Source organism: Daejeonella sp. H1SJ63 (assembly GCF_029360775.1).
Taxonomy (GTDB): Bacteria; Bacteroidota; Bacteroidia; order Sphingobacteriales; family Sphingobacteriaceae; genus Daejeonella.
Genome location: NZ_JARKMZ010000031.1, coordinates 1 through 15,696, shown reverse-complemented (window position 1 = coordinate 15,696; position 15,696 = coordinate 1). Strand labels below are relative to the sequence as shown.

Sequence of the window (15,696 nt, the reverse complement as noted above, 5' to 3'; positions counted from 1 at the left end):
TAGCGCAATGGCTTCCTTGTTAATGAACAAGTTTGTTTGCACAGGCAGAACTGGCAAATGCTTCGGGTTTGGCCTTAAATACAAAGCCCATACTTAATATATATCCCATTGCTTCATGAAGAGCAGTGTTCGACTTGAAATTCGGATTGGTATTGATATCGGCATGTACTTCCAGATCAACATCGTATAAATCAAGCAGGTCACAAAGCGAATAAGCGCATTCTATCGATTTCTGAACTTCAGACAACATTCTTTCCTTTATACTCATCTTAGCTGAAGATCGTTCCTGATGTATGAACATAAAGCCGCCTTTTTGCTCTCTGAGGAAAACAATTACTGTTGCAAAATCAGTGATCGAACCTTTTACCTGAGAATCAGTGCCGATACAAACCTTTAACTTGTTGCCTTGCTTAAATTCGCGTTCGATTGCGTTTTCTACTTCATTCAGGATTGAGTTTTGAATGGTTTCTCCGTTAAATTTCTTCCAGGTCATAAATTTTCATTTCTATAGGTGAACTGATATTTAAGTCATTGTAATACAGGAAATTGCTATTTTAATAAATATACTCAGATAATATTCTATAATGATGTAGAATATGTTATTTATTTGTTAACATATTAACAGTCAGCAGGATCTGAAATCCGGGTTATTCTTGTTGCTGCAGAAGGCGTTTTCCTTACTCCGGAATTCGATTGAAGAGTCTCCCCAAGTGTCAGGAGCATATGCTTCCGCTTAGCTTATATGATATAGACTGTTGTTTGCAGAGAAAGGCGGATGTTATTAAGCAGGAATTTTCTCCTGTTTAAGATATTCTTAAGGTAGATTGAGAGGAAAAATGAAATTTGAGTCGTTTTGCCAGAAAATATTAATGGGAAATTGAAATAACCGGTTAGCTGCAGAAAACCAAAATATACTATCAGCGAGGCTGTGATCTTTGGTAAGTATCCCAGTCAACATTAGCGACAAAAAAAGAGAGTGCCCTTTTGAACACTCTCTTTTTTTGGTTTTAATCACTTAATTTCTTATATCGTATCCTGTGAGGGGTAATGTCTCCGGTACGTTTTTTCCGGTTTTCCTCATACTCCGAATAGTTTCCTTCGAAATAATAAACCTGTGAATTGCCTTCAAAGGCAAGAATGTGTGTACATATTCTGTCAAGGAACCACCTGTCGTGAGAAATGATTACCGCACATCCTCCAAAATTCTCCAGTCCCTCTTCCAGTGCTCGGAGTGTATTTACATCAATATCGTTGGTAGGCTCATCGAGTAAAAGTACGTTCGAACTTTTCTTCAGCGTGATGGCAAGGTGAACCCTGTTTCTTTCTCCGCCTGATAATACACCAACTTTTTTCTGCTGATCTGCACCATTGAAGTTAAACTTAGATACATAAGCCCTTGAATTGACGGGTCTGTTACCGAGCATGATTGTTTCCTGTCCGTCAGTAATATTTTCCCAAACAGATTTTTCCGGATCAAGATCATCGTGATTCTGGTCAACATAGCCTAATGCTACTGTTGGCCCTACACGGAATGAGCCGGAGTCTGGCTGTTCCTGCCCGGTAATTAAACGAAACAGGGTGGTTTTTCCGGCACCGTTCGGGCCGATAATGCCTACGATACCTGCCGGAGGTAATGAAAAGCTTAAGTTTTCAAATAATATTTTGTCGCCATAGGCTTTGCTTACATTCTGAGCCTCGATAACAAGGTTTCCGAGTCGTGGTCCCGGAGGTATGAACAGCTCCAGCTTATCTTCACGTTCTTTTGTGTCTTCGGAAGCAAGTTTTTCGTAATTTGATAAACGGGCTTTAGATTTTGCATGACGTGCTTTTGGAGCCATACGAACCCATTCAAGCTCTCTTTCGAGGGTTTTCTGACGCTTGCTTTCAGTTTTTTCTTCTGCTTCCAGCCTCTTCGATTTTTGTTCCAGCCAGGAAGAATAATTTCCTTTCCATGGAATGCCTTCCCCGCGGTCAAGTTCAAGAATCCAGCCTGCAACATTATCCAGGAAATAACGGTCGTGGGTTACGGCAATTACCGTTCCTTTATATTGTTTTAAATGCTGTTCCAGCCAATCGATACTTTCTGCATCGAGGTGGTTGGTTGGCTCATCAAGAAGCAGAACATCAGGTTCCTGCAGTAATAATCTGCACATTGCAACACGTCTTCGCTCACCACCTGACAAAGTGGCAATTTTTGAATCCGGGTCAGGACAACGTAGCGCATCCATCGCACGCTCCAGTTTGCTATCGAGCTCCCATGCTCCGCTGGCATCAATCTGGTCCTGCAATTCTCCCTGTCTGGCCATCAGTTTGTCCATCTCATCGGGGTTCTCATAAATCTCCGGCAGACCGAACTTCTCATTAATATCTTCGTATTCGTTAAGTATAGCTGTGATACCTGCAACACCTTCCTCAACTACCTCACGCACAGTTTTTTGAGCATCTAGAGCAGGCTCCTGAGCAAGATAACCCACAGAATATCCGGGAGAAAATACCACTTCACCCTGATAGGATTTGTCTAACCCGGCAATGATTTTAAGCAATGATGATTTTCCAGAACCATTAAGACCGATTACACCGATCTTAGCACCATAGAAGAAGGATAGATAGATGTTTTTAAGAACTTGTTTCTGAGGGGGGTAAATCTTATTTACCCCGGCCATGGAAAATATTATTTTTTCGTCTGACATTAGTGTTATGTATTGAGCCCCAAATATCGTAAATTTAGTCAGAGACATGTCAACTTTATTGTGTCTTCTGGCCGAAAAACCTTTTTAGCTGAAATGGCGTAATTGTTGATAACTTGTTACAGAAGCCCCGGTTCAATTAATCCAATAATTAATAGCTTAGGGCGTTAAAACATACAGAAAGGTAATATAATGGAAGCGAAATTTTCCCCACGCGTCAAAGACGTGATATCATACAGCCGGGAAGAAGCCCTGCGTCTGGGTCATGATTACATTGGCACAGAGCATTTATTGCTTGGTCTCATAAGGGAAGGAGATGGCATGGCAATAAAAATATTGAAGGGTGCCGGAGTAGATACTGCCCGCTTGCGGAAGTCGGTTGAGGATTCTGTAAAGGGTACATCAAGTACTACCGTAAATTTGGGTAATATACCTCTGACCAAGCAGGCAGAGAAGGTTCTGAAGATCACATATCTTGAAGCCAAAATATTTAAAAGTGATATTATAGGTACAGAACATTTACTGCTCTCTATTCTCAGAGATGAGGATAATATTGCTTCTCAGATCCTTCAGCAGTATAATGTCAATTATGATATTTTTAAAGCTGAAGTAGAGAATAATAAAGAAGGTTTCCGTGATGAGGCTCCGGGTTCGCCGGCCGGTGATGAGGATTTCCGTGAAGAGGAAAGCTTCAGCCAGCCTAAGAAGGTATCTGACATCAAATCCAAAACTCCTGTACTGGATAATTTTGGCCGTGATCTTACCCGTGCTGCCGAAGATGGAAAACTGGATCCGATTGTTGGTCGCGAAAAGGAGATTGAGCGTGTTTCACAGATCCTTTCCCGCAGGAAAAAGAATAATCCGATTCTGATCGGTGAGCCGGGTGTTGGTAAATCAGCAATTGCTGAGGGGCTTGCTCTGCGTATCGTTCAGCGTAAAGTATCCCGCGTACTTTTCAATAAAAGGGTAGTTACTCTTGATCTCGCTTCATTAGTTGCCGGTACCAAATACCGTGGACAGTTTGAAGAAAGGATGAAGGCTGTAATGAATGAGCTGGAAAAATCTCCTGATGTGATTCTTTTCATTGATGAGATTCATACCATAGTTGGCGCAGGTGGAGCTTCCGGATCACTGGATGCATCCAATATGTTCAAACCGGCATTGGCAAGGGGCGAAATACAATGTATTGGTGCAACTACTCTGGATGAGTATCGCCAGTTCATTGAAAAGGATGGTGCTCTGGATCGTCGTTTTCAGAAAGTAATGGTAGAGCCTGCTACTCCGGCAGAGACTATCGAAATTCTGAACAGAATCAAGGAGAAATATGAGGAGCATCATGGGGTAACCTATACTGATGAAGCGATCAATGCCTGTGTGAGTTTAACTTCACGCTATATTACTGATCGTTTCCTTCCGGATAAAGCAATAGATGCCCTGGATGAGTCAGGATCCCGTGTTCACCTCACCAATATTCATGTTCCGCAAAATATTATTGATGTGGAGCAGAAAATCGAGGAGATCAAAATCGAAAAGAATAAAGTTGTACGCAGTCAGAAATATGAAGAGGCTGCCAAACTTCGTGATACCGAGAAAAATCTACTTGAAGAGCTGGAAAAAGCTAAAAATGAGTGGGAAGCAGAGACCAAAACCAAGCGTTATACCGTAACGGAAGATAATGTTGCTGAAGTTGTGTCAATGATGACCGGTATTCCGGTTCAGCGGGTCGGACAGACAGACAGCGTTAAGCTTCTGGGTATGTTTGATGCGATCAATAACCGGGTGATTGGTCAGGAAGATGCAGTTAAAAAGCTGACAAAAGCAATTCAGCGTACCCGTGCAGGACTGAAAGATCCAAAGAAACCGATAGGTTCATTTATTTTCCTTGGCCCTACAGGTGTTGGTAAGACTGAACTTGCAAAAGAACTTGCCCGCTTCATGTTTGATACTGAAGATGCTTTGATTCAGGTGGATATGAGTGAATACATGGAGAAATTTGCTGTATCGCGTCTGGTAGGAGCGCCTCCGGGATATGTTGGTTATGAGGAAGGCGGACAGCTGACAGAAAAAGTAAGAAGAAAACCATATGCAGTGGTACTTCTGGATGAGATCGAAAAAGCTCACCCGGATGTGTTCAATATTTTATTGCAGGTGCTTGATGAGGGACAACTGACAGATAGCTTAGGTCGTAAGGTTGATTTCAGAAATACAATCATCATTATGACTTCCAATATCGGTGCGCGTCAACTGAAAGACTTCGGACAGGGTGTTGGTTTCAGTACTGCTGCAAAATCTTCTCAGTCTGATACCTATTCAAGAAGTGTTATTGAAAATGCGTTAAAACGTGCATTTGCTCCGGAGTTCCTTAACCGTGTTGATGATGTGGTTGTGTTTAACTCACTTACAAAAGAGGATATCTTCAGGATCATTGATATTGAACTGAAATCTCTGTTTGCCCGTATTCATAGTCTTGGTTATGAAATCAAGCTTACAGAGGCGGCAAAAGAGTTTATTGCTGATAAGGGATATGATTCGAACTTTGGTGCACGTCCGTTGAAACGTGCTATACAAAAGTATCTGGAAGACCCGATCGCTGAGGAAATCCTCAAAGGAGAACTCACTGAAGGTGATACCATGGAAGTTGATTACGACAAGGAGAAAGAAGAAATTCGTATTCTGCCTAAAAATAAATCGCCAAAAAGGAAGAAAGAAGAGAAAAAGGAGGAATAAATCCTTGCCTTAAATAAAAAAGGGCTGATGATTGCAACCATCGGCCCTTTTTTTCGTCTTAACTATACAGGCAATTCCTGTATAGAAGACTATGAAAAAGCCCATTATTTTATTCGCACTCCTGTTGCTTGTGTTCAGTTCCGGATGCAAAAAAGAGCAAATCGTTCCCAATCGTACTATTCATACCACTTTGAATGCAGGAAACTGGATCAAGCTTGATGGCGGGCGCTCTTATACAGCCTCAATCACTATGCCTGAGATTGATAATTATTTTAATGATTATGGAGGCGTGCTGGTTTATGTATCGTTTGAGAGCGGTAGCTATGAGCAGATTCCTCAGGTCTATAATGGAGTATCATATAGTTATCTGACCCGCTCAGGACAAATTGTGATCGAGATACAGAGCTCAGACGGGATCGGGACAATAAGTCCGCCGGGATCTGTAAAGCTTAAGATTGTATTAATTGAATCTCTTTAAAAAATGAGTATAAAAAAACCGGAGGACATTGTTCTCCGGTTTTTTTTATTGAGTGCTAACCCTTATTCTTTTTCCAGGCCTAAATTGTAAAGCACTTTATCACTTACACCCGTTGAAGAATATCCTCCATCATGGAAAAGATTCTGCATGGTAACCATACGTGTAAGATCTGAGAATAAAGTAATACAGTAATCAGCGCAAGATTCTGCATCGGCATTTCCAAGTGGCGCAATTGCATCAGCATAATCATAGAAATCGCCAAAGCCTTTAATCCCTGTACCTGCAGTGGTTTTCGTAGGCGACTGTGAAACGGTATTGATACGTACCTTTTTGTCTACTCCGTAGTGGTATCCAAAGCTTCTTGCAATGGATTCGAGCATGGCTTTTATGTCGGCCATATCGGTATAGAATGGATAGGTACGCTGCGCTGCCATATAAGTAAGGGCAACCACACTTCCCCATTCATTGATTGCGTCAAGTTTTTTTGCAACGCTTAACATTTTATGTAATGACATAGCGGATACATCGATACCTTTCTGAAAGTAATCATAATTAAGCTCAGGGTAAGGGATCTTCTTGCGGATATTCACACTCATTCCGATAGAGTGAAGAACAAAATCGATTTTTCCTCCAAGGATTTCCTGTGACTGGGTAAATAAATTAGTCAGGTCTTCTACACTGGTAGCATCGGCAGGGATGATCTGTGAACCTGTTGCTTCTGCAAGTGCATTGATTTCGCCCATGCGCATCGCGATTGGTGCGTTGGTCAGAACGAATGAAGCACCTTCTTCATGGGCTTTCTCTGCAACTTTCCAGGCAATTGAATTTTGATCCAATGCACCTGAAATGATACCTCTTTTACCTTTCAGTAAGTTATACATATGATTAATTTTTGTTTTTGACGTAAATAAAAAGGTAAAGTTATTATTAATCTCTAATTCTTAAACTGTTTAATGATTTAAGAGTAATTCGCGGGCATTTTGTATGGCGGATTCGCCCGGGTTATTTCCGCTGAGCATTTTGGCAAGCTCCATTACTCGCTCCTCTTCCTGCAGCTTCCTGATATTGCTATGCGTAATTTCTGCCTGCTCGTCTTTGTAAACACTGTAATGAGAGTTGCCTTTACTTGCAATCTGTGGCAAATGTGTAATGGCAATTACCTGCATGCTTTTGGATAATTTTTCCATGATATTGCCGACCCTGAGAGCAACTTCTCCTGAAATACCGGTGTCAATCTCATCAAAAATAATGGTTGGCAAAGCTGTATGTACTGCGATCAGTGATTTAATGCTTAACATCAGTCTGGATAGTTCACCTCCTGATGCAACTTTGTTCATTGGCTGCGGAGCCTGACCTTTATTGGCACTGAAGAAAAATCTGATCTGATCTTTTCCTGTGATGCCAAACTTGCCCTCCGGAAGTGAATCATTCCTGATATTGAGGATGGCATTGGGCATTCCTATTTCGCTCAGACTTTCTGCAACGCTTAGTTCAACCTGAGGGATGCTTTTTGCTCTGTTCCGGCTTAACTCATCTGCCAACCCGGATAGTTCGGAAAGCAGTTTATTGCTCAATTCCTTTAATTTTTCAATGTCCTCATCAGCAAATAAAATACTATTGAGTTTTTCAGAAATATTTTCACGAACCTCAATAAGCTCTGACTCTGAACTTACCCTGTGTTTTTTCTGAAGTGAGTAAATCAGATCAAGACGGGTATTTACTTCTTCAAGCCTTGATTCATTGATCATGCTATGCTGTTCAATGCGCCCGATCTCTGACAAGAGATCTTTAACCTCAATGAGACAGCTGTTCAGGCGTTCGCTTAACTCCCTGATTTCAGGATTATACTTTTCTGCAGTATTGAGACTGATAATCGCTTCTTTGAGCATCATAATAGCTGAAGGCTCATTCTCATTCAGGGCGGTGATAGATCCAAGAAGGCTTCGCTTAATTTCTTCGGCATGGGTTAAGGTATCCTGTTCCTGTTCAAGTTCATCCTGTTCACCTGCTGTTAATCCTGCTTTTTGAAGTTCATCAAACTGAAACCGGAGATAATCCAGCTCAGATTTAGACTGTTCACTTTTACTGATCAGCTCTTTCAGGCTTGATTCAGTTTGTCTGTATTCTTTATAGGTTTCTTTATATTTTTTCAGCAGTTGTCCGTTTCCGGCTATGGTATCGATAACCAGTAACTGGAAATCTTCATCATTGATTTCCAGAGTAGCATGCTGGGAGTGCACATCGATCAATTTCTCGCCGAGCTGCTTTAAAGTATTAAGGTTTACAGGTGTATCATTAATAAAGGCCCTTGATTTCCCATCTGAAGATATTTCCCGGCGAAGAACCGTTTCCTTATCATAGTCAAGGTCATTTTCTCTGAAAAAATCATCAAGCTGAAATTCATTGATAAGAAATGAGCCCTCAATGATGCATTTTTGCTGTTGATTGAAGAAGTATTTGCTTTCTGCGCGCTGACCCAAAATCAATGACAATGCACCGAGGATAATTGACTTTCCCGCACCGGTCTCGCCGGTCATGATATTGAGCTCATTAGAAAATGAGATGTCGAGATTGTCAATTAATGCATAGTTTTTAATTACCAGTCGCTTGAGCATGTATCGGAAAGAATTTGAGCTAAATTACTAATATGAATTAACAGGACTGATAAAAATACTTAATGACTATCTGGATTTTTTCAACAGCTCATACTTTAAACTGTTCGAGGGGTCTATTTGAGAAAGAACATTAAAGGCTTTGATCCGGTCCTGAGAATCTGCAGCACTTAGAATGCTGACAATTTCATCGGATTTAGCAGTAAAAAATACTTGATTTAATACTGATCCCTGCTTTTGTTTATCGATTTTTTGTAATTGCGGAAGGACAGAAACTACTGCCTTAAGTCCTTTTGATTGATTTTCTGCCATCACATCCAGTCCGTCTCTGTGGTATGTGTACAGGGTTTCGCGAATAGGATTGTACGACTTATTGGTCAGATTTTCCACCAGCCAGAACCGGTTGCGAAGGTTTTCAATTGCTTTCCACCCAGTGTTAGGCGAGGTTTGGGCATTATTCAGTACTGTCTGTGCTTTCAGAAAATAAGGGGTGCCAGCAAGTTTCGAAAAGGTATCGTAATCCATGCCTGTAATAATATAGGCATAGAAAGCCAGAAGTGAACTCAGGTTACTAATATAGTTTTGTTCTGAGAAATCCAATGCCTGACCTTCAGAGTATGTAAATTCGAAATCCTTGTCAGAAATATTTAGCAGAGTACTGCTGTAGGTGCTGTTAAATATTGGTCTGTTAGATTGTATTTGTGCCCCGGCTTTAAAATTGCTCGAACCATCCCAGTCAGTTATGGTAATTACAAAATTGCAGTCGATTCGTTCCTGAGGTTGCAATGCATCTGTCGACCATCTTCTGCCATTCAGAAAATCCCTGATGCTGTTGCCCAGAATATCCAGAATTCTTTTGTTTGAGTTTGCTATTTGTGGAGCCAGTATCTGTACACGGGCGTTCAAATCCTGTGCTGAAAGGATTGGAGATATCAGAAAGAAACCCAATAACAAAAGATATTTCATTATAATAAATCTAACACTTTTTTACAGATATCTGCTGCAACCTGATCTTTCGGTTTTAAATCAAAAGCCTGTTTGTTGAGGTCCCGGTCGATGATGGTAATTTTGTTATTATCGTTTCTGAAGGTTGCTCCCTGATCGTTCATTGAGTTGAGAACGATGAAATCCAGATTTTTTCTTTGCAGTTTTCCAATCGCGTTAGCTTCTTCGTCATTGGTTTCCAGTGCAAAACCTACCAGTATCTGACCCTGTTTTTTTTTGCTCCCCAGGGTCGCAAGTATATCTTTGGTTCTGATCAGCGCGAGTTCAAATTCATCACTTTTCTTTTTGATCTTTACAGTCGAAACATCCCTTGGCTTATAATCTGCAACTGCAGCGCTCAATATGGAAATGTCGCTGTCGGGGAAATGAGAAAGCGCTGCATTGAGCATCTCTTCAGCAGAGTTTACATCAATTCTTACAATAGCCTGATTTTTTAAACTAAGACTAGTCGGACCGCTGATCAGGGTAACCTCTGCTCCAAGAGCTGAAAGTTCTTCTGCAAGTGCAAATCCCATTTTACCCGAAGAATGATTGCCAATAAACCGGACCGGATCAATAGCTTCATAAGTGGGTCCGGCAGTAACCAGAGCCTTTTTACCTCTCAGCGGTAGTTTTTTTTTTAGTTCGTTCTCAATGAAACTGACTATATCTTCAGGCTCAGCCATTCTTCCCTCACCTTTGAGTCCGCTGGCTAATTCGCCATGTACCGGATTAATCAGGATATTGCCGTAGCTGATCAGTGAGTTGATGTTTTTTTGAGTTGCCGGATGTTTCCACATATCCAGATCCATTGCCGGAGCAAAATAGACCTGACATCTTGCCGACAGATATACAGCAGAAAGTAAATTGTCGCAAAGACCATTGGCAAATTTAGCCAGAGTGTTGGCACTTGCCGGAGCAATGACCATTAGATCTGACCACAGACCCAATTCAACATGATTATTCCAGGATCCTGTTTGAGGATCGAAATACTCAGTTAGAACCGGATTTTTTGAAAGAGTTGAGAGCGTAAGGGGAGTAATGAAATTACAGGCATCCCTTGTCATAACTATCCTGACGTTTGCGCCCGCTTTTACCAGCAATCGTGTTAGTGTTGCTGATTTATAACTGGCAATACTGCCGCAAACGCCAAGTAGTATATTTTTATTTGTAAGCATAGGGCATGGAGTCTACCCATCTGAAAGCACGCATGGTGCATAGCACATTCAGGCTATGCTCCCTTACTTTAGTTTTGCTCTTTAGAAGGATTGCGGAAATAAACCTTATCGTGTAAAAACTCATCAACAGCAATAAGCGATGGCTTTGGCATACGCTCATAGTGTTTGGAGATTTCAATCTGCTCACGGTTCTCGAATACTTCTTCTAAATTATCATTTGAAGATGCAAATTCGGCAAGTTTACCATGAAGTTCCTCTTTCAGATTATTCGCAATCTGGTTAGCACGCTTACTGATAATAACAATTGACTCATAAATATTGTCAGTTGTTTTATCTAACTCACGAACATCACGTGTTATTGTGCTGTTTGGAATAACTGGTTTCGTTGTACTCATTTTACTTGTTTTTAGTTTCTTTAGTTTCTTCTTTTTTAGACTGTTTAGATCCTTCTGCAGCTTTCGCCTTTTCCTGAAGTTCTTTCATCTCAGCTTCCTGCAATGCGATTAGCTTCTTAACATCAACAATAGCTTTCAGACTGGTTTTCTTTATGTTTTCTGCCTCTTTGAGGTACTTACTTGAGGGGTAATTCTGTACAAATTCTTCGTGCATTTTTATTGCTTCATTGTAACGTTCTTCCTGTTTGATCTCAAAGCTTGATTTTGCATACAAAGCCTGTGCCTTGATAGTCAGGAATTCCATTTCTTCTGCAAATTTCGTGTCAGGGAAATCGCGGGCAGAATTTCTGAATGCAATAACAGCTGATTTATAATCTCCGATGTCAAGAAATAATTTCGCATTGGCATAAGATTTCATCTCAAGCTTGTCGCGTAAGTTGCTGATCAGTTTACTTGCTTCAGGAACCCGTTCACTTTTCGGATAAAGGTTGATGAATAACTGCAGTGATTCTATCGCTTTAATTGTATTTTCCTGATCCAATGAAAAAACAGGTGATTCGAGATAAAAGCAATAAGCAGCCATAAAGCGGCATTCTTCTGCTTTAGCACTTGAACCATAAGTGTCAGCAAATACTTTGAAGTGATATCTTGCTGTAGTATAATCCCTCATTTTATAATGAGTATAAGCAAAATAATAAGATAGATCTTCTGCTTCTGCAGTACCACGATATTTCTGAACAAGATCATCAAATAATCCTAAAGCCTTACTGTAGTCTTTTTTCTCATAAAAACGCACAGCTTCGCGGTATTTTTTCGCAGTATCGCTGCTCGCACGCAGTTTTTCATAATTGCTTTTACAGCCTGCAAATGCAATTATTACGATTACTAATAGGCTTAGGAATATGTTAAGCTTGTTTTTAAACATTCTGCAAAGATAAGGTAAATCAGTAAAACATCAATTATATTTATACAGTATAATATATGTCTACGCGAAAGTATTCCTTTTCTATTATTGTTCAGATATGCTTTAACACTATTTAACACTGTTTCCTTTCATGTTCTGTAAATTTCATTTTTTTAAACCCTTAACGCTTCTGACCATAAACCAAACAATAGGTACAACTCCGCCTAAAGTAAATATTGAACCTCCTATGATGCGGAGCCATGTTAAGTTCTGGAAAGCGGTACTTTCTATGAATTCTGAATTTCGTGCATACCACAAACCGTTTTCAGTTACGGTTTTTAATTGCAGAATTCCGGCAGGGAATAAATCGAGCAATACCATCAGTAATAAACCAATATTTATAGACCAGAATACTGTTTTCAAAACATTTGGCTTCCACCAATCGGCTTTTATCAGTAGCTGTGAGCAAAAAAGTACTGTTGCCAGAGCCAGATTGCCATATACTCCCATTAGTGCGGCATGTCCGTGGTTGACGGTAAGATATGTGCCATGCTCATAATAATTCGCTATTGGCAGGTTGATGATAAAGCCTAGTACCCCTGCTCCGAAGAAGTTCCAGAAGTTAACGGCAAGGAGAAACAGAAATACCTCAGTGAATCCAAACTGTTTTTTGGGATCATTGCCTTCTTTATGCTGCTTCTCCAGAATTTTAGGAAGCTTACTGAATCTCCAGGCTTCAAGAGTGAGCAGTACTAATGGGACAACCTGAAGTGTGGAGAATACGGCCCCGAGAGCCATTGTGCCTACCGGTTTGGCATTCCAGTAAAAATTATGAGAAATACCAAGTAATCCTGATCCCAGAAACAAGAGGGTAGCCAGATAGATAACCCGTATAGCCGCATTTCTGCTAATAAGACCCATTACTACCATAAAGTATCCAATTAATACTGTTGTGAATACTTCGAAAAATGCCTCAGCCCACATGTGTACTACCATCCATCTCCAGAAATCGGCAATCACAAAATTGGTTTGCGGGGTGGCAATGAATCCTGAGATTAAGAGCAGAATGATACTGAACGTGGAATAAACAAGCCAGTTAGGCAGAGCCCAGGGTTGTTTCAGTTTCATTACCGGTTTAATACCTCTGTATATACTAATTGCCCATAGTATAAATACGGTGCCAAGCAGAATTTGCCATATTTTTCCCGGTTCCACATATTCCCAACCCTGATGACCGAGCCAGTACCAGGTCTCAGGCAGTAAACCTTTGGGGCCAAGCAGCATTCCTGTAAGAGAACCTCCCACCAGAAGTATTGTGATCCAGAAAATACTGTTTATTAATTTCATCTGCCCTCTGGGTTGCTCCGGAGAAACAAGTGTCATCATAAAAAAGGATGTTCCTATCCAGCAGGCTGAGATCCAGAGAAGAGAAAGCTGAACATGCCAGCTGCGGGTAATGGTAACCGGCAGATCGGCAGAAATGTCATAACCAAAGAAATTTACGAAGCCAACAAAATCATGTACTGTTAAAATTCCCGATAGTACCTGAAGGGCAAATAGTAACATTGCCACGTAAAAGAATTTATAAGTTGATTTTTGGATTTTATCGGGGGCAAATCGGGCTATTTCATCCTTTGTCATAAATGCCTGTGCCTTGTTCGTATAGGAGCTGTCTTCCAGCTCATCTAATTTGCCATAATAATACATCACAATTCCCAATCCGAGGATTAGACCCAATGATCCGATGATACTCCATAATATAGTTGCAGATGTGGGAGTGTTCCCTGCCATCGGATCAAATGGCCAGTTGTGTGTATAGCTGTATTTTTCGCCGGGTCTTTCGGCTCCGCATACCCATGCTCCCCAAAAAAAGAAGCTTGTTAAAGCCCGTATGTCTTTTTCATTGCTGATATAGCCTGCGGGCTTAAACGAACCTGCGAATTGCGGATTTGTGAATATATTTTTATAGTAATCCTGCAGATTGGATAGTGCTGCTACCTGCGAATCTGTAAGGACTACCCTGTTAGTGTTTTTATCGTAACGATTGGTTTTTATTTCAGATCTGACCTGTTCCTGTGATCCTCGTACTGTGAATTCACTATTTTCCCCGGTGTTAAGCTTCGATTTGTAATAATCATTCATATACTCAGACATGCGGTGAAGTGCTTCCGCAGTATAATCAGGGCCTCGATTGGCTCCATCGCCGAACATGCTCCCATACTCCATGAGTGCATACTCCTGAAATACTGCCTGACCTTCCAGAATCTCTTTGGCCGGGATTATTATTTCTCCCTTTTCGGATATATATTCCGGAATGGGAGGAGCTTCTGTGTAAGTGTGAATCCCGATCATACTTACTCCGGTAATACTTACTGTGAAAATAATAAGAAGGGGAACCCACCAATTTTTAGGGTTCAGCAGATACGAGATGAAGGAAGTCTTTGCCATATCATGATTGTTTTTTTAGTAAATATAAAATATTTATACTAATTAAAGATAAATTTATCTTTAATTAGTGTTTGAAAATCAGTTCATTGAGAGTATTTGTGAATGCGCCTGTTTTATACTATTCCCTCTTCTGGTTATTTAGCGGTTTGGTGCTTTTCGTTTTCATTGCAAAGCAGGTTTAACTTTTATTGTTCTGTAACATACTTTATTATAATATGGGAGTATTTCATTTTTCGTATAATGTTTATATTGAACACCTGATTTTACCACTGATTGGAGTAAATTGTAATTGATGTTTTCAAAATCGACTGAATATGCCCTGAGGGCAACTATCTATATAGCACAGAAAAGTTCTGAGCAGAATAAGCTTGGGATCAATGCTATTGCTGCCGCGATAGATTCTCCTCTTTCTTTTACGGCTAAGATTATGCAATTGCTATCCAGAGGCAACAGGGTGGTGAGCTCAGTTCGCGGTCCGAATGGTGGATTTTTTATGACAGAGAAGGCAATGAAGCTCCCTGTACGTTCTGTGCTTGATCAGATGGGTGAGGATGAAGTGCTTGAGAAATGCATTTTAGGTTTAAATAAATGTTCTGAATCCAAGCCTTGTCCGATGCATGCTGAATACAGGCAGATTAAACTTGATATGATCAGATTGTTTGAAACCAAAACGATTGAGCAGCTTGCTGCAGATTTGAAAGAAGGCGAAGTTTATATAGGTAACAAAAATAAATAATTATTCAGGTGGAGTGGTTCTTTGTTGTTCCGGCCTTCTGATTCTTTATTATTCATAGGGCTAAGCTTATTGTCTTTAATGTATCCATATCTGTTTATTCCGGATTGCAGATGGTCTTTATTATTCGCAGATTTCACCCCGGTTCATTTTTTCATCTTCAGGTTCAGGCAGTTAGTAATTTTTGCAATTTTTTTCTTGTCAGGAGTTGTGTGGAGAGGTAAAAGATGTTACCTTTGCAACCCCGCAACGAAGGAGATGTGGGGTTGTTGTTTGAGAAGGTTTTAGGGTTTAGGTTTAGGATGAGCGTGGTTGAGGAGAGCAGTGGAGAGGGGTTGAAAAAAAACTTTAAAATAAATTTTGCAGGAGTGGAAAATGTTTCTACCTTTGCAGTCCCAAACGAAAGGGGAATCAAAAAACACACCGGCGGCGCAAGGCCAAAGGGGACAAAAACTGAAAGATTTACGATCCTGCAATTGCAGGAAAGAAAATATAAGCTGCACCGTGAAGGGAAAGCGCCACGTTCTTTAAAGAAATGTCAATAGAAGTA

13 protein-coding genes are annotated in these 15,696 nt (G+C 40.5%); 4 read left to right on the top strand and 9 right to left on the bottom strand.

Annotation, left to right across the window (positions count from 1 at the left end; all coding sequences use genetic code 11):
• Window positions 1-19 precede the first annotated feature (19 nt).
• Complete coding sequence (locus P2W72_RS11380; protein WP_276362422.1) at window positions 20-493, bottom strand: ribonuclease H-like YkuK family protein; 474 nt, start codon at window positions 491-493, stop codon at window positions 20-22.
• A 514-nt stretch (window positions 494-1,007) separates the two neighbouring features.
• On the bottom strand, window positions 1,008-2,690 hold the full coding sequence (gene ettA / locus P2W72_RS11375; RefSeq protein ID WP_276362421.1) for an energy-dependent translational throttle protein EttA: 1,683 nt from the start codon (window positions 2,688-2,690) through the stop codon (window positions 1,008-1,010).
• Window positions 2,691-2,879: 189 nt separating this feature from the next.
• Here ettA and P2W72_RS11370 point away from each other — a divergent pair, with 189 nt between their 5' ends.
• Together P2W72_RS11370 and P2W72_RS11365 are read left to right on the top strand one after the other, a co-directional pair.
• Window positions 2,880-5,414, top strand: coding sequence for an ATP-dependent Clp protease ATP-binding subunit (locus P2W72_RS11370; RefSeq protein WP_276362419.1), 2,535 nt, complete (start codon window positions 2,880-2,882; stop codon window positions 5,412-5,414).
• A gap of 91 nt (window positions 5,415-5,505) precedes the next feature.
• A complete protein-coding gene (locus tag P2W72_RS11365; protein ID WP_276362417.1) occupies window positions 5,506-5,892 on the top strand; it encodes a hypothetical protein in 387 nt (128 codons plus the stop codon).
• A gap of 62 nt (window positions 5,893-5,954) precedes the next feature.
• Here the strand turns inward: P2W72_RS11365 and P2W72_RS11360 are convergent, their stop codons facing one another.
• From P2W72_RS11360 to P2W72_RS11330, 7 genes are all read right to left on the bottom strand, one after another.
• Window positions 5,955-6,773, bottom strand: coding sequence for an SDR family oxidoreductase (locus P2W72_RS11360; RefSeq protein WP_276362414.1), 819 nt, complete (start codon window positions 6,771-6,773; stop codon window positions 5,955-5,957).
• Window positions 6,774-6,842: 69 nt separating this feature from the next.
• Entirely contained in the window at window positions 6,843-8,507 is a 1,665-nt protein-coding gene (gene recN, locus P2W72_RS11355; protein WP_276362411.1) for a DNA repair protein RecN, read from the bottom strand.
• A 66-nt stretch (window positions 8,508-8,573) separates the two neighbouring features.
• Window positions 8,574-9,470, bottom strand: coding sequence for a DUF4835 family protein (locus P2W72_RS11350; RefSeq protein WP_276362408.1), 897 nt, complete (start codon window positions 9,468-9,470; stop codon window positions 8,574-8,576).
• On the bottom strand, window positions 9,470-10,666 hold the full coding sequence (gene coaBC / locus P2W72_RS11345) for a bifunctional phosphopantothenoylcysteine decarboxylase/phosphopantothenate--cysteine ligase CoaBC (RefSeq protein ID WP_276362405.1): 1,197 nt from the start codon (window positions 10,664-10,666) through the stop codon (window positions 9,470-9,472). The genes P2W72_RS11350 and coaBC overlap by 1 nt, the downstream gene beginning before the upstream one ends.
• 68 nt (window positions 10,667-10,734) lie before the next feature.
• Window positions 10,735-11,061 carry a DNA-directed RNA polymerase subunit omega gene (locus P2W72_RS11340; RefSeq protein WP_276362402.1) on the bottom strand — a complete coding sequence of 109 codons (327 nt, stop codon included), beginning with the start codon at window positions 11,059-11,061 and terminating at the stop codon, window positions 10,735-10,737.
• A 1-nt stretch (window position 11,062) separates the two neighbouring features.
• Window positions 11,063-11,986, bottom strand: a complete 924-nt coding sequence (gene bamD, locus P2W72_RS11335) for an outer membrane protein assembly factor BamD (protein ID WP_276362399.1) — start codon at window positions 11,984-11,986, stop codon at window positions 11,063-11,065.
• Window positions 11,987-12,130: 144 nt separating this feature from the next.
• Window positions 12,131-14,413 carry a cbb3-type cytochrome c oxidase subunit I gene (locus P2W72_RS11330; protein WP_276362397.1) on the bottom strand — a complete coding sequence of 761 codons (2,283 nt, stop codon included), beginning with the start codon at window positions 14,411-14,413 and terminating at the stop codon, window positions 12,131-12,133.
• Window positions 14,414-14,705: 292 nt separating this feature from the next.
• Between P2W72_RS11330 and P2W72_RS11325 the strand changes: the two genes are divergently transcribed.
• Both P2W72_RS11325 and P2W72_RS11320 read left to right on the top strand, forming a co-directional pair.
• Entirely contained in the window at window positions 14,706-15,149 is a 444-nt protein-coding gene (locus P2W72_RS11325) for an Rrf2 family transcriptional regulator (protein WP_276362394.1), read from the top strand.
• A 224-nt stretch (window positions 15,150-15,373) separates the two neighbouring features.
• Window positions 15,374-15,691 (top strand): hypothetical protein, encoded by a 318-nt coding sequence (locus tag P2W72_RS11320; RefSeq protein ID WP_276362391.1) that lies wholly within the window; start codon window positions 15,374-15,376, stop codon window positions 15,689-15,691.
• Window positions 15,692-15,696 lie beyond the last annotated feature (5 nt).

Bases quoted from the DNA above. Each gene is read 5' to 3' on its own strand.
- P2W72_RS11380 (WP_276362422.1), bottom strand. From the start codon at position 493: ATGACCTGGAAGAAATTTAACGGAGAAACCATTCAAAACTCAATCCTG.
- ettA (WP_276362421.1), bottom strand. From the start codon at position 2,690: ATGTCAGACGAAAAAATAATATTTTCCATGGCCGGGGTAAATAAGATT.
- P2W72_RS11370 (WP_276362419.1), top strand. From the start codon at position 2,880: ATGGAAGCGAAATTTTCCCCACGCGTCAAAGACGTGATATCATACAGC.
- P2W72_RS11365 (WP_276362417.1), top strand. From the start codon at position 5,506: ATGAAAAAGCCCATTATTTTATTCGCACTCCTGTTGCTTGTGTTCAGT.
- P2W72_RS11360 (WP_276362414.1), bottom strand. From the start codon at position 6,773: ATGTATAACTTACTGAAAGGTAAAAGAGGTATCATTTCAGGTGCATTG.
- recN (WP_276362411.1), bottom strand. From the start codon at position 8,507: ATGCTCAAGCGACTGGTAATTAAAAACTATGCATTAATTGACAATCTC.
- P2W72_RS11350 (WP_276362408.1), bottom strand. From the start codon at position 9,470: ATGAAATATCTTTTGTTATTGGGTTTCTTTCTGATATCTCCAATCCTT.
- coaBC (WP_276362405.1), bottom strand. From the start codon at position 10,666: ATGCTTACAAATAAAAATATACTACTTGGCGTTTGCGGCAGTATTGCC.
- P2W72_RS11340 (WP_276362402.1), bottom strand. From the start codon at position 11,061: ATGAGTACAACGAAACCAGTTATTCCAAACAGCACAATAACACGTGAT.
- bamD (WP_276362399.1), bottom strand. From the start codon at position 11,986: ATGTTTAAAAACAAGCTTAACATATTCCTAAGCCTATTAGTAATCGTA.
- P2W72_RS11330 (WP_276362397.1), bottom strand. From the start codon at position 14,413: ATGGCAAAGACTTCCTTCATCTCGTATCTGCTGAACCCTAAAAATTGG.
- P2W72_RS11325 (WP_276362394.1), top strand. From the start codon at position 14,706: ATGTTTTCAAAATCGACTGAATATGCCCTGAGGGCAACTATCTATATA.
- P2W72_RS11320 (WP_276362391.1), top strand. From the start codon at position 15,374: ATGTTACCTTTGCAACCCCGCAACGAAGGAGATGTGGGGTTGTTGTTT.